Raw genomic sequence first — 12253 nt, 5'->3', positions numbered from 1 at the left:
AGCGTCTGATCAGGGCCACTGAACGACATTCAAAGTGACAGTGCAATCCGAGTGTGGTTCTATCCACTGCCCCGCGATATGGCGCACCTGTCCAGCCCAGCCGTGACCGCATTCCTGGCCTCCGGTGTCCGTTTGGCTGTCCGAGCATTGATCTTTCGGGGTGAGCGGAGGGCTGTGTCGGGCCCGCGGCTCGCGGATGAGGTCCCGAGCAAGGTGTCCCGAGCACCCTGGCTGTCCACTGGCCCGACGGGAGCCCGCGCTCGCTGGAGAGGGCCCTCCCGGTCAGATGACGTTGACCGCGTCCAGGAGGCGGGCGGCGAGTTCGGCGTCGCCGGTGATCGTCACGTCGCTGTCGCGCCAGGACGACCGCTGTGTGCCCCAGTCGGGGAAGGTCAGTGCGGGGGCGGTGACGTGCGCGGCGACCGGGCCGTCGGACGGGGTCAGGACGCCCGCCTCGTCGATCCACCACGTACCGCCGCCGGGGCCGGTGAGGGTCAGGGCGACGCGGGCGTCGAGTCCGGTGAGCGGCGCCTGCGCGACCTGGTTGCTCAGCACGGCGATCATCCAGGTGAGGACCGCCCGCATTCGATCGGCGTCGGTGGACGGCACGGGTCGGCCGAGCGCCGGGGCGAGGTCGTGGCGCAGGTGGGTGTGGTGGTCGAAGACGAGGGCTCCGCCGATCATCAGGCCTAGGGGGAAACGACCGAGTTCGGCGAGCGGTACACGCACTCGGGTGATGGGCGTGCGCCGCACGACCTCGAGGAGCGTGGTGGCTCGCCGGCCGGCGAGCTGGTACTCGGCCATGACCCGCGCCCGGCTCCAGTCGCGTCGCCGGGCGACCGGGTCTTCGTTGAACTGTTCGAGACTCGGGGCAAAGGCCGCGCGCAGCCCGGCGGGTGTGCAGAAGCCACGCGCTGTGGCGCCGATGTGGGCGACGACGTCGGCGATCCGCCATCCCGCCGCGGCACTGGGTGCCGTCCATTCGTCGTCGCTGAGGCTGGTCGTGAAGTCGAGCATCTCGGTGCGTTCCGCGCGGAGGGCGGCGACCATGTTCCGCAGGTCCGCTGCGGGAAGGCGCTCGGTCATGTCGTCTTCCTCTCTTTGGTTTTCCGTGGTTCTCGGGTTCTCTGCGGGGTTTTCCGGGGTCGCCGAAGACAGCGGCGGGCCTGGTGTCGTTCTGGCTCGTCGCGCTGTGATGCCGGCGGGGCCGGGCTTCAGGCCGGGCGGCGGATGGCTCCCACGGCCGCGTCGTAGAGGTCGAACAGGTCGACCTGTCCGCCCAGGCGCGCCCACTCCTCGTTCGCTGCCTGGAGGCAGGTGATCGCCGCGGCTGCGATCGCGCGCGCCTGCAGGGCGCGGCGGTCGGAGTCGGGCAACCGCGGCTCGATCAGCGGCGCGAGCAGCTCCTGCCAGCGACCCTGCTTCTCGGCGTGGCCGGCGCGCAGGGCGTCGTTTCCGAACAGCAGCGTGATCATCTCGAGCCGGCGCTCGGCCGTCATCTCGATCTCTTCCAGCACTTGGAACGCCGCGCGCAGTGACGCCCAGACGTCCTCGTCGGCCGGGCGCTCGGCGAGCCGCGCGGCGATCAGCTCGCCCTGTTCGGAGAGGCCGCCGAGCGCGAGGTCCTCCTTGTTGCGGAAGTAGTTGAACAGGGTCCGTCGGGAGACACCTGCGGCGGCGGCGACCTCGTCGAGCGTCGTGTCGTCGTACCCCTTGGCGGCGAACAGCTCGATAGCGGTCCGGGCGATCAGGGAGCGGACCACGTTGCGGGTCTGCTCACGCAGAGATGTCGGCTTCTGGGTCATGCACGGATGGTACGATATTTCATCCAATGAAGCAATTTGCACTTAGTGCACAAATGTGCGTAGGGTGTATGGCGTGACCAAGATTGATTACCGCCACCAGACCACGATCGTCACCGGGGCCAGCTCCGGTCTCGGCGCGGAGTTCGCCCGTCAACTGGCCGGCCGCGGCTCGGATCTCGTGCTCGTCGCCCGCCGGGCGGACCGACTGGAGAGCCTGGCCGGCGAACTCACCCGCACCCACGGCGTCACGGTGACCGTCATCGCCCGCGACCTCGGCCTGCCCGACGCCGGCCGCACGCTGCGCGCCGACCTCGAATCCCGCGGCATCCACGCCACCGGGCTCGTCAACAACGCCGGATTCGCCACCCACAACGCCCTCACCGACGAGGATCCGGACCGACTGCAGAGCATGATCGCGCTCAACGTCAACGCCCTCGTCGACCTCAGTCGCGCCTACATCGACCCGCTGACCTCCGCCGGCACCGGCGTCCTGATCAACGTCGCGAGCCTGCTGGGCTTCCAGCCGACCCCGTACCTGAGTGTCTACGGCGCCACGAAGGCCTTCGTCCTCAGCTTCACCGAATCGCTGTGGGAAGAGACCCGAGACACCGGTCTACGCGTCCTCGCCGTATGTCCCGGTGCTACGCAGACCGAGTTCTATGACGCCGCCGGCAGCCAGTCGGCCGACTACGGCACGAAGCGAGCCACCTCTGCCCACGTCGTCAGGACGGCCCTCGACACGCTCGACCGCCGCTCCGCCCCCCGTCGATGATCACCAACGGCCGCCGGCTCGCCCTCGTCAGCAAGTTTCTGCCGCGCCGCCTGACCGTCCGGCTCATGGGCCGGATGGCCCGCCGTTAGCCGGAACTGCTCCTTCGTCGCCCTCACCAGCAGCAAAGGAACACCATCATGGCCATCACAGAAGCGACCTCACAGCCCACGGACGCGGAGCGCTTCGGTCGTATCCTCGCTGTTCAGCGCGCCGCCCATCTCCGCGACGGAGCGCCCTCACTGGCGGCGCGGCTCAGCGATCTGAGCAGGCTCAAGTCCGTCCACGTTTCAGTGATCCACCTGCCGGGTCTCGCGAACGAAGCCTCGGATCGAGGTAGCGGTATGGACTCGGACTCGCAGGTGGCGCCTCGAAGTCGCCGAGCAGGGTGCCGGTGATCCCCTGGTCAGCGAATTGACATCCTTCTTGAGAGGAATCGGGATGACGGCCAGCCGGGCAAGTGGCAGCTCAAGCTCAGGGCGCCCTTGGGCTGCCATCTCGATGATCTTGTCATTGACGGGGGTTGTGGTCAGGGTTGTGACAGGTTGAATGAGACGCGGTCCGAAGCTGTCGCATCGAAGGTGGCAGTTTTCTTGGTGTCAGGCTCGGTTTCCCGCTCCCCAGTAGAACGGCCCAGAGGTTGAGTGAATCTTGATGCGCCATCCGATCCGCTCGAGCTGTCGTTCGAGGTCCGGCGGTTGGTGCGGGACTTTGACGATCCGGTAGGCGGTCCCGTCCAGGAGCTGGCGTTGTATGGTCGCGGATTGCTCGCCCTCGATGAGTTCGTCGGCGGTCCGGTAGCCGTCGTCGACGAAGAAGACCCGCCCCTCCGGTTTCAGGCAGTCGGCCACCAGCGACCAGAAGGACGCGAAGCGTTCGGGCGGAACATGTGACAGCCAGAACCCGAAAAAGACGACGTCGTAACGACGGTCCGGCTGCCAGCGGAACAGGTCGGCTGACACGAAGTGCACCCGCTCGTCCTCGCCCACCCGCGCCGAGGCGATGGCGAGCATTTCCGGGGACGCGTCCACAGCGGTGACATCAGCGGCGTGCTGGAGCAGCTGGGTGGTCCATCTGCCTGGGCCGCAGGCGAGTTCGAGCACGCTGCCGGTCGGCCGGAACGCATCAAGCGCCGCCGACAGCTCAGCGGCTCCGGGAAACGGTAGAGCGTGGCGCTCGTATTCCGCGGCAACCGCCCGGTAGTAGACGACCTGTTCGTCGAGTAGTTCTTGCAGGTTCCCGCCATCAGCCGAGTTCATGGATCGACTATCACAAAATCATTCGCCGGGCTGCAACACCGACAACGTCGACCTGTGAGGGCTCTGTCTCTCCTGACGGGGTGCGGGTGCGACCCCCAGTTATAGATGGCGGCTGGGAGTTGACCGATCTGCGGGATTGCGGGAGTTCCCAGGATTTTGTTGGCGGGAGTCCCGAGGTCTTCTTGGCGGCTGCGTACACGATCTTGATGAGGTCGCGTGGTGGGAGTCGCACTACACAGGGCGCCCTCGTGAGAGCTGGCCCGATCGAGACGGTACGGCGCGTCCGCCTCATCGGGTAGTCCTGCGGATCAGGTACGCGGCCAGCGCGGCCAGCCAGGCCCACCCGATGATGATCGTGAGGCGCTGCAGCAGCCCGCCGATCGACGGGATGAGCGGAGGCTGGGCCAGCGCCATGGCGGTGAGCACGAAGCCGGTTAGGAACGCTAAGGCGGTCCCTGCCGAGTAGGCGGCCCACCCCTTGTGCCCGGCCGCGGCAAGGCGGTAGGCGACCACACAGCAGGCGACCGGCAGTCCCAGGAAGACCGGAGTCCCGAAGAGGTCGTGCAGGACGCCGTGCAGCGTGCGGTCCGGCCACACCGGCGTTCCCAGTGGATAGGGATGGGCGGTGGTCACCCCGGCGGCGACCGGGTCGGCGGCGAACACCCCGGAGCCGATCATCCCGATGGCGAACAGCCCGATCAGCACCGGCACCCACCGTCCGCCGCCGTAGCGCCGTAGCGCCGGCCGCAGCCCGACGGAGTATGCCAGCAGCAGCCCGCCGCTGGCGACGAAGCTCGCGCGCTGCACCCACCCGAACTCCCCGAGCACGAAGGCGCTCACCGTGTGCCGGAGCGGGTCGTACCCCGCCGGATGGACCGCACTTGTCACCAGGAACACGGCGACGAAGAGAGCAGGACCGATCACCCCGCACACCAGCAGCCCTCGCTCCCCGCTTGCCGTCGCCCTTGCCCGGGCGTTTCCCTCACCATGCATCGGCCAGTCACTCCATCCGCTGGTAGCGGTCAAGCCCTTCCTTGATGGCGGCCGCCAATTCCGCACCGATCAGCCGCTCGGTGGCCAGGAACAGCCGCGCCCGGCCGATTCGCGCCGTTGCCGTGGGATCGCTCTCGTCGGCACCCAACCGGCGATAGATGTGCCGGGAAAGGATGGCCAGCCCCAGCTCCATGGCCGTGTACACGGCGGCGATGGCCTCCACGTCCTCGCCCTCCGGCAGCCGTATCCCCAGCTTCCCGCCGGTCAGAACGCCGTGGTGCAGCTCGGCCAGTTCGTCGAACCAGCGCGGCGCGGTGGCGGCATCGCTGATCAGCGACATCGCCAGGTACGGCACCAGCAGGGAGACGGTGCGGTGGGTATCGGCCACGAAACCGGCATCGGCCACCGCACCGCCGACCGCGCCGTCGCTCATGGCCGTACGCAGAAACGTCAGGACATAGGCGTCGCACTCGTCGCGTAGCACCTGCTTGGACGGGAAATGATGCTGGACGCGCCCCGGCGAGACTCCTGCCTCCCGCGCGATCCCCCGGAAGGTCGCCCCCTTGAAGCCGTGAACGGCGAACTGCTTCAATGCGGCATCCCGGATCCGGGCTCGCGACTTCAGCTCGACCGGCGCCTGGGGTGCGCCTGGCTGCTCCACCCGACCCCTCCAATACAGATGTATCGCCTATCGCGACGATACATCTGTATTGGAGGGGCGCCAAGGGAATCTCCCGGTGCCGCCGTCACTCACGACCGGGCGTGCTCGTTCCGCCGCCTTCTTCAGCGCACCCCTGTCCATCTGGCCGACGACGCAGATCAGCCGCAGGTGGTGGCCCGCCAGATCGCCTCCATCTTCGTCTGGGTCGAGCTCACCGCAGGCGAGCATCACTTCGCGCCGCGGCCTGTCGAGGCCGCCCAACCCCCAGAAATCCAGCACGCCTGGATGCTCCGGCGGAACACGATCTGGTCGCGGATGCAGCGCGACCGCCCCGGCCTCCACTACCCCAGCCTCGTGATCGAACTCCGCAAGCTGGCCGCATCCCTGGCGAGGATGATCGACACTACCTGATCACGACCTCTACTACTCAGCCGCCAACAAAACCTGGGAACCGCCATCTATGTCTGGGGGGTCGCAGCGGTGAGCCGGATCACGGTAGTTGGAACCGGTGGGCGGCAGTGACCTGCTCAACTCGATTCGGCGGATCAGGCTTGTTGGCACCGACGGCTCACGGTTGTTGGCACCAGCGTGGAGTTCTCAGCCTTCTGGGCACGAGCTTGGGGCGCTGACCTGGCGGAACAGGACCAGGAGCACGTCGACCGCCGAGGTGGTACCAACAACCGTGAGCAGGTTGCATCTAGTGCGATCGGGCTCAAGCGGGGTGGCCAACTACCACTCTCGGATTGGCCACCTACTGCTCACACTGGCCATCTATCGCTCACACGCTCACCCGGGCCGAACCTCCTGCCGTACACGCCGCTACTGCCAACCCCGATGGCCCGCTGCCATGTCCGCTTCCAAATGGCGTGACGCACTTCCATCTGCAAGGCCGTCAGACAACAGTTGTCTGGACCCAGCGAAGATGACAGTAGGACCTGCTCCTGACCTGGAAACTGTCACTTCGATGGGCGTCGAAATGTTAGTGTTCGCGTCATCGAAGTTGGCAGTGCGCAGCCGAAGATCAAGTGCCATGAATGTGCGTCGGTTGGGCACTGGGGCTTCAGGGCTCGAACTTGTCTAGTCTTGGAGCCATGGGGACCGTGGAGGAGGAATCGTCCCTCGCCGCGTTTCTGAGGACCGTGACCGTCGGCGATGTCCTCACCGGGACCGTCGCAGAGATCACGCGATCGGGAACGACCGTGCTTCTCGACGCTTTCGCCGGCGCTCCAGTCGGTGTCATCGGCCCGCTCGATCTTTCCTGGGGGTCCTTCGGGAGCTCGGCCGCCAACATCCTTGAAGTTGGCGGCCGGGTCTCTGCCGAGGTGATCGCCGTTGATCTCCCCGAGCGACAGGTTCGGCTCTCGCGGTCTGCGACCGAGAACCCCCCGCTATGGGCCTATCTGAAGTCACTGCGTCCGGGACAGCGGCTGTCCGGCACCGTGGCGGCCATCGAACGCTCCGGCGTCTTTGTCGATCTGGACGACGGACCCGACCACCCCGTCTTCCCCGGCGTCGGCTTCATCACCATGCCCGAGCTGTCCTGGCGCCGCTTCGAGGTCGTCTCCGTAGGCGAGCGTGTCACCTGCGAATTCCTCGTCTTCGACACCCACAATGGCGAGGCCCGCTTGTCGCTGCGGGCCACCCAGCCCGACCCGTTCGAGCAGTTCGCGCGCCGCGCTCACGTTGGCCAGATCCGGCACGGGCCGGTGACCAAGGTGGTGCCCTTCGGCGTCTTCGTCCGCGTGACAGACGGCGTCGAAGGCCTGATCCACCTCAGTGAACTTGCCGCCACGACTGTTGAGGCATCAGGCGACGCGGTTCAGATCGGGGACGAGGTCGCTGTGATCATCATCGAGATCGATCTGCAGCGGCGTCGGCTCACCCTGTCGCGCCGATCGTCCGGGAAGAACCACTAGCGTCCGACGTCTCCCGGACAGCGAGGAACTCGTCCAGCAGCGCGAAGAGGACCTCGACCACCTTGGCCTCTTCATCATGAGTCAGTTCCCACTGCCCACACCCCTCAGAGAGAGCGATATGGCGCACCTGGCCAGCCCAGCCGTGACCGCACTCCTGGCCCCGCCGAGCCACCAGCCACTCCCGCCAGCCGCTCAGGCCCGGACCTCCATGACGCAGCGCGTGCTGGTCATAGCCGTCCAGGAAACTTTCAACCCCAGCAAGCCTCGACCCCACCACGAACATGCCCAACCGCTTGGCCACGAAGGCGAAGTACTCCCGTTCGCTCATACTCGCCAGGTCTGCCGCCACCGTCCCCTCCTCCTGACACGCCGGCCGCTGTCGTCTTCAAGAGCGTCAGACACGGACTGTCTGGACGCAGCGAAGATGACAGTGGAGCCCGCTCCTAACCTGGGCGCTGTCACTTCGATAGGTGTCGAAATATCAGCGCTCGCGTCATCAAAGTTGGCAGTACCCGGTCGAAGATCGCGTCCCCTTGAGGGAGGGCTATGACTCCGCGCGGAGGCATCAGGGAGTAGGACGCCGAGCGCTTGACCGGGGGATTCTCGAAGCTCGCGTTCTTGGTCCATCCTGCGGAAGAGTCCGCATCGTACATCGCAAAGACTAACTGGCGATCTTGCGATAGGTGGCGCCAGGGTGTAACTATTGCGCCCATCGCCAGGTTGCACACCCGCTGGCCTAGTGAGTCGTCGCCGGATTCGTCAGCGGGCGTTACGCAGGCGAAGGAGATGTCCGGTGATGTGGTCACGGGCCGCGGTGACAGCGCGAACCGCGTGATCGTCGATGCCTTGTGGCGGGCGGGTGCCCTTGAAGAGCAGGGTGGCGTAGCCGTGCGTGGTGGACAGGTGCACGTAGACGAAATCGGCGGTGTCGGCCCAGGAGGTGTCGGCGGGCAGCACGTCCGCGGCCAGGCGCATGAGGGCGGCCGTGAGGTGGCGGCTCTGCTCCTGGACCGTCGGCCGGTGGGGCTCGGCGAAGTCATAGGAGTAGACGAGGTCGAGGCCGGCGCGGTGCTCCAGGACGAAGCGGGTGTAGGCGCCCGCGGTGGCAGCGAGCCGGTCCACGGGATCGGGCCCCGCCCGCTCGGCCGCCTCGACGAGAACCTCGGTGATGTCGCTGATGATGGCGGCTGCGCAGGCGGCGAGCAGTGCCTCCCGATCGGGGAAGTGACGGTACGGCGCGGCCGATGACACGCCGACGCGGGCGGCGACCTTCGCCACGGAGAAACCGGCGACGCCCGACTCGGCCAGGAGCGCGAGGCCCTCGCGGATGAGCTCGGCGCGCAGGTCGCCGTGGTGGTAGCCGCGTTTCTGCGTCGTGGGTCTGGTCACGGCGAACGATTCTCCTCCCTTCTCAATGTTAGAGTACTATCACTTATGTTAGAGCACTCTTACATCTGCGGGAATGAGGACGCATCATGGAGCAACGGACCCTCGGACGGCAGGGGCTGGCGGCGTCGGCGCTGGGATACGGCGCGATGGGCATCTCCCTGGCCTATGGGCCGTCGGATGAGAACGAGGGGATCGCGACGATCCGTCGGGCCCACGAGCTGGGCGTGACGTTCTTCGACACGGCCGAGCTGTACGGGCAGGGCGAGAACGAGCGGATCGTCGGCGCCGCGCTGGCCCCGATACGCGACGAGGTCGTCATCGCGACCAAGTTCGGCTTCGACTTCACCGGCACCAGAGAGGGCGATGTCGACAGCCGTCCCGAGCACATCCGCGAGGTCGTCGACAACAGCCTGCGTTACCTCGGCGTCGACGTCATCGACGTGCTCTACCAGCACCGCGTCGACCCCAACGTGCCGATCGAGGACGTGGCCGGGACGGTCAAGGATTTCATCGACGCCGGCAAGGTCCGCTACTTCGGGCTGAGTGAGGCGGGGGCGAACACCATCCGCCGCGCGCACGCCGTACAGCCCGTCTCGGTCCTGCAAACCGAATACTCCCTGTTCGAGCGGGACGCCGAGATCCTCTTCCCCGTCCTGCGCGAGTTCGGGATCGGGTTCGTCGCCTACTCGCCGCTCGGCCGGGGTTTCCTCACCGGGCAGGCCAAGCCCGGCGCCGAGTACGACCCCACCGACATGCGCACCTGGGACGCCCGCTTCCAGCCCGGCAACTACGAGAAGAATCTGGAGGCCACCCAGCGGCTCGCCGACCTGGCCGCGACCAAGGACGCCACCGTCGCCCAGCTCGCCCTGGCCTGGCTCCTGACCCAGGGCGACGACATCGTCCCCATCCCCGGCACCCGCAGCATCCAGCGGCTGGAGGAGAACGTGGCCGCCGCCGACCTCACCCTCGACGACACCGACCTGAAGCGCATCGCCGAGATCCTCCCGACCGGCGGCTTCGGCGCCCGCTACCCCGAGGGCATGCTCCCCACTTGGGACTGACCCCGCTGACCGGGCACGGCCTTTTCTCCTATTCGGGTACGGCTCGGACACCAGCCGGCAGATAGACGCGATGCCGGGGGCGGGCCACGCAGGGCAGCGGATGCCAGGCGACGCGCAAGACCGGATCAGGCCCGGCCAGGCGCTGGGGGCGGAAGGCCGCGGTATCAAGGGTTAGGGACGCCGCCCCGCCCAGGGCGACCCTTTGCGCGGGGCCCGCCCGATACCTCCACAGCACCACCACACAACGGGCCGCGACAGCGTCAGTCCTGGGCTCCGGCGTCGATGCTGCCGACGGTCAGGTCGGTCAGCGCCGCGATGGCCTCGGCGACGGTGGCCCGCCCCCGGTTCAGCTCCGCGGCGATCGCCTCGGCCGCGCCCAGCGCGCCGACGCAGCGCAGCCGGAGGGCTTCCTGCGTGAGCCCGGAGTACGGCCGCAGGGCGGTGGCCATCAGGTCCGTGTAGCCGTCGAGCAGCTCGCGCTCGATCGCCTCCATCTCCTGGTTCCCCTTGAGCGCGGCCGAGATGGCGGTCCACTCCGGCATGTCGGTGGCGCAGGCGAAGTAGGCGGTGCTCAGGACGCGGGCGATCTCGCGGGGGACGGCCGGGGCGTCACGCAGGGCCTCCTTCGAGGCGGCCCGGTGCCGCTCGTCGAGCCGCCGGTAGAGCGCGATCAGCAGGCCGGAGCGGGTGCCGAAGTGGTCGTAGACGATCGGCCTGCTCACTCCGGCGGCCTCCGCCAGGCTGAGTAGCGTGAGGCTGTCGGTGCCGTGGGCGCGCACGATCGCCATGGCGGTGTCGAGCAGTTGCTCCCGCCTGGCCGGCTTGGACAGGCGAGTCGATCCCGTGGTCATCGTCCTCCCTTGCATTGCCTCCCAGCATAAGCTACAAAATGTAAGTTACAGAATGTAGGTTACAGAATGTAGGTTACAGAATGTAGGTTAGCGAGAGGACATCACCGTGGAGCACTCCGTACTGATCATGGGCGGATCCGGCCAGGCGGGCGCGGGGACCGCAGCCCTCCTGCGCCGGTGGTACCCGGAGCTGCCGCTGACGATCGCGGGCCGCGATCTCGGCCGCGCCCGGCGGGTCGCCGATGAGCTCGGCGGCGCGACAGCCGTGACCATCGATCTGCAGCGAGGCGACCTCGGCCTCCAGGGGACCGACGGCTACTCGGCGGTCGTGGCAACGGTGTGGGACAGCCACCTGAACGGACTGCGTTACGCACAGGACCGCGGCCTGCCCTACGTCAGCATCTCCAGCAGCCTGGTCGACATCGGCCCCGAGGTTGTCGCCGCCGGCCTGCAAGCCGGTGCGGCGCCGATCCTGCTGGCCAGCCACTGGTACGCGGGGCTCGTCGTCCTCGCGGTGCTCGGCCTCGCCAGGGAGTTCGACCGGCTCGACACCATCGAGGTCAGCGGCGTGCTGGACGAACAGGACAGCGGCGGGCCCGCGGCCACGGCGGACATGGCACGCCTGCTGGCCGCCACCTCGGCGGGGCACGTCCGCCGCGACGGCGTCTTCGACTGGGTCAGCGGCCCCGATGCGCAGGTGGAGGTCACCAGCGTCGATGGCGCCGTGCTGCCCGGCCAGATCGTCCCCATCCTCGACGTGCCGAGCCTGGCTGTCGCGACGGGCGCGCCCAACGTCCGCTTCGCGTTCGCTATCGGTGAATCGGCGGGCAGGCGGCGCGGCGGGCCCGGGTCCACGGAGGTCAGGATCGACCTCGAAGGCGTGGACCGCGCGGGCGCACCACTCAGGATGAGCCGCTACCTCCTCCACCCGGAGGGGCAGCGTCCCCTGACGGCGCTCGGCGTCGCCCTCGGCGTCGAGCGACTGCTCGGCCTGTGCGGCGACCCCGTGCCGCCCGGCCTCCACACCCCCGAAGCGTTGATCGACCCCGGCTACGCGGCCGAGCGGATGGCGGAGATCGGCGCCACCCTTACCGGAGCGCACGGCGATCACTGACTCCGCCGATCGAGAATCGCGGGCGGCGCACCCGTGAGATGACCTGGTTCATGATGGCTCTGTCAGGCACGGGCCGCCCGCCGGGCTCGCCTGGGCGTCTCGACACCGAGGACGGCGACCGCGGCCCGACCGCCCCGCCGAGCTCGCGGGTACGGACATCACTTGACGCGCGTACATCCAGCCCTAACGCCTCGGCCATCGTCACGGCGGACATCCGTTCCGCAGTGCCATCCGATCCACCCACGACGCGAACGACTCGCCGTACGCCGGTGCCACCACCAACGCCAGCCGCCGGGGCCAGAGCGCCGCCATCTCCCGAGCCGAACCTCCTGCCGTACACGCCCCCACTGTCACTCCGATGGCCTACCGGCATGTCCGCTTCCAGATGGCGTGACGGACTGTCATCTTAAAGGCCGTCAGACAACAACAGTCGTA

Annotated in this window: 13 protein-coding genes; 5 read left to right on the top strand and 8 right to left on the bottom strand. The window is 67.9% G+C overall.

Going from position 1 to position 12253, the window contains the following annotated elements:
* Window positions 1-282: 282 nt before the first annotated feature.
* Window positions 283-1086, bottom strand: a complete 804-nt coding sequence (locus Q9G87_RS15605; RefSeq protein ID WP_305917057.1) for a maleylpyruvate isomerase family mycothiol-dependent enzyme — start codon at window positions 1084-1086, stop codon at window positions 283-285.
* A gap of 128 nt (window positions 1087-1214) precedes the next feature.
* Window positions 1215-1805 carry a TetR/AcrR family transcriptional regulator gene (locus tag Q9G87_RS15600; protein ID WP_305917056.1) on the bottom strand — a complete coding sequence of 197 codons (591 nt, stop codon included), beginning with the start codon at window positions 1803-1805 and terminating at the stop codon, window positions 1215-1217.
* Between the two features lie 73 nt (window positions 1806-1878).
* Between Q9G87_RS15600 and Q9G87_RS15595 the strand changes: the two genes are divergently transcribed.
* On the top strand, window positions 1879-2577 hold the full coding sequence (locus Q9G87_RS15595) for an SDR family NAD(P)-dependent oxidoreductase (protein ID WP_305917055.1): 699 nt from the start codon (window positions 1879-1881) through the stop codon (window positions 2575-2577).
* 596 nt (window positions 2578-3173) lie between these two features.
* Here Q9G87_RS15595 and Q9G87_RS15590 read toward each other — a convergent pair.
* The 3 genes from Q9G87_RS15590 to Q9G87_RS15580 form a co-directional block, all read right to left on the bottom strand.
* Window positions 3174-3833, bottom strand: coding sequence for a class I SAM-dependent methyltransferase (locus tag Q9G87_RS15590; RefSeq protein WP_305917054.1), 660 nt, complete (start codon window positions 3831-3833; stop codon window positions 3174-3176).
* A 288-nt stretch (window positions 3834-4121) separates the two neighbouring features.
* On the bottom strand, window positions 4122-4826 hold the full coding sequence (locus Q9G87_RS15585) for a DUF998 domain-containing protein (protein ID WP_305917053.1): 705 nt from the start codon (window positions 4824-4826) through the stop codon (window positions 4122-4124).
* A gap of 7 nt (window positions 4827-4833) precedes the next feature.
* Window positions 4834-5487 (bottom strand): TetR/AcrR family transcriptional regulator, encoded by a 654-nt coding sequence (locus Q9G87_RS15580; RefSeq protein ID WP_305917052.1) that lies wholly within the window; start codon window positions 5485-5487, stop codon window positions 4834-4836.
* A gap of 171 nt (window positions 5488-5658) precedes the next feature.
* On the opposite strand from Q9G87_RS15580, the gene Q9G87_RS15575 reads away from it, so the two are divergent.
* Both Q9G87_RS15575 and Q9G87_RS15570 read left to right on the top strand, forming a co-directional pair.
* On the top strand, window positions 5659-5898 hold the full coding sequence (locus tag Q9G87_RS15575) for a hypothetical protein (RefSeq protein ID WP_305917051.1): 240 nt from the start codon (window positions 5659-5661) through the stop codon (window positions 5896-5898).
* 680 nt (window positions 5899-6578) lie between these two features.
* Complete coding sequence (locus Q9G87_RS15570; protein WP_305917272.1) at window positions 6579-7403, top strand: S1 RNA-binding domain-containing protein; 825 nt, start codon at window positions 6579-6581, stop codon at window positions 7401-7403.
* Here the strand turns inward: Q9G87_RS15570 and Q9G87_RS15565 are convergent.
* A complete protein-coding gene (locus tag Q9G87_RS15565; protein WP_305917050.1) occupies window positions 7366-7752 on the bottom strand; it encodes a hypothetical protein in 387 nt (128 codons plus the stop codon). The two genes, Q9G87_RS15570 and Q9G87_RS15565, sit on opposite strands and share 38 nt — an antisense overlap.
* Before the next feature lie 410 nt (window positions 7753-8162).
* Window positions 8163-8792: a TetR/AcrR family transcriptional regulator gene (locus tag Q9G87_RS15560; RefSeq protein WP_305917049.1), complete on the bottom strand. Its 630-nt coding sequence runs from the start codon at window positions 8790-8792 to the stop codon at window positions 8163-8165.
* Window positions 8793-8878: 86 nt separating this feature from the next.
* Here Q9G87_RS15560 and Q9G87_RS15555 point away from each other — a divergent pair, with 86 nt between their 5' ends.
* Window positions 8879-9853 (top strand): aldo/keto reductase, encoded by a 975-nt coding sequence (locus tag Q9G87_RS15555; RefSeq protein WP_305917048.1) that lies wholly within the window; start codon window positions 8879-8881, stop codon window positions 9851-9853.
* A gap of 260 nt (window positions 9854-10113) precedes the next feature.
* Here Q9G87_RS15555 and Q9G87_RS15550 read toward each other — a convergent pair whose 3' ends face one another.
* A complete protein-coding gene (locus Q9G87_RS15550) occupies window positions 10114-10704 on the bottom strand; it encodes a TetR/AcrR family transcriptional regulator (protein WP_305917047.1) in 591 nt (196 codons plus the stop codon).
* Between the two features lie 106 nt (window positions 10705-10810).
* On the opposite strand from Q9G87_RS15550, the gene Q9G87_RS15545 reads away from it, so the two are divergent.
* Window positions 10811-11818 carry a saccharopine dehydrogenase family protein gene (locus tag Q9G87_RS15545; protein WP_305917046.1) on the top strand — a complete coding sequence of 336 codons (1008 nt, stop codon included), beginning with the start codon at window positions 10811-10813 and terminating at the stop codon, window positions 11816-11818.
* Window positions 11819-12253 lie beyond the last annotated feature (435 nt).

The sequence above is a fragment of the Nonomuraea turcica genome (assembly GCF_030718205.1).
In the GTDB taxonomy this organism is placed as follows: domain Bacteria; phylum Actinomycetota; class Actinomycetes; order Streptosporangiales; family Streptosporangiaceae; genus Nonomuraea.
The sequence above is the reverse complement of the archived record's forward strand: the minus strand, read 5'-3'. Positions and strand labels throughout refer to the sequence as shown.

Coding starts and splice junctions, on each gene's coding strand:
- Q9G87_RS15590 (WP_305917054.1), bottom strand. CDS start 3,833: ATGAACTCGGCTGATGGCGGGAACCTGCAAGAACTACTCGACGAACAG.
- Q9G87_RS15570 (WP_305917272.1), top strand. CDS start 6,579: ATGGGGACCGTGGAGGAGGAATCGTCCCTCGCCGCGTTTCTGAGGACC.
- Q9G87_RS15585 (WP_305917053.1), bottom strand. CDS start 4,826: ATGCATGGTGAGGGAAACGCCCGGGCAAGGGCGACGGCAAGCGGGGAG.
- Q9G87_RS15550 (WP_305917047.1), bottom strand. CDS start 10,704: ATGACCACGGGATCGACTCGCCTGTCCAAGCCGGCCAGGCGGGAGCAA.
- Q9G87_RS15555 (WP_305917048.1), top strand. CDS start 8,879: ATGGAGCAACGGACCCTCGGACGGCAGGGGCTGGCGGCGTCGGCGCTG.
- Q9G87_RS15605 (WP_305917057.1), bottom strand. CDS start 1,086: ATGACCGAGCGCCTTCCCGCAGCGGACCTGCGGAACATGGTCGCCGCC.
- Q9G87_RS15600 (WP_305917056.1), bottom strand. CDS start 1,805: ATGACCCAGAAGCCGACATCTCTGCGTGAGCAGACCCGCAACGTGGTC.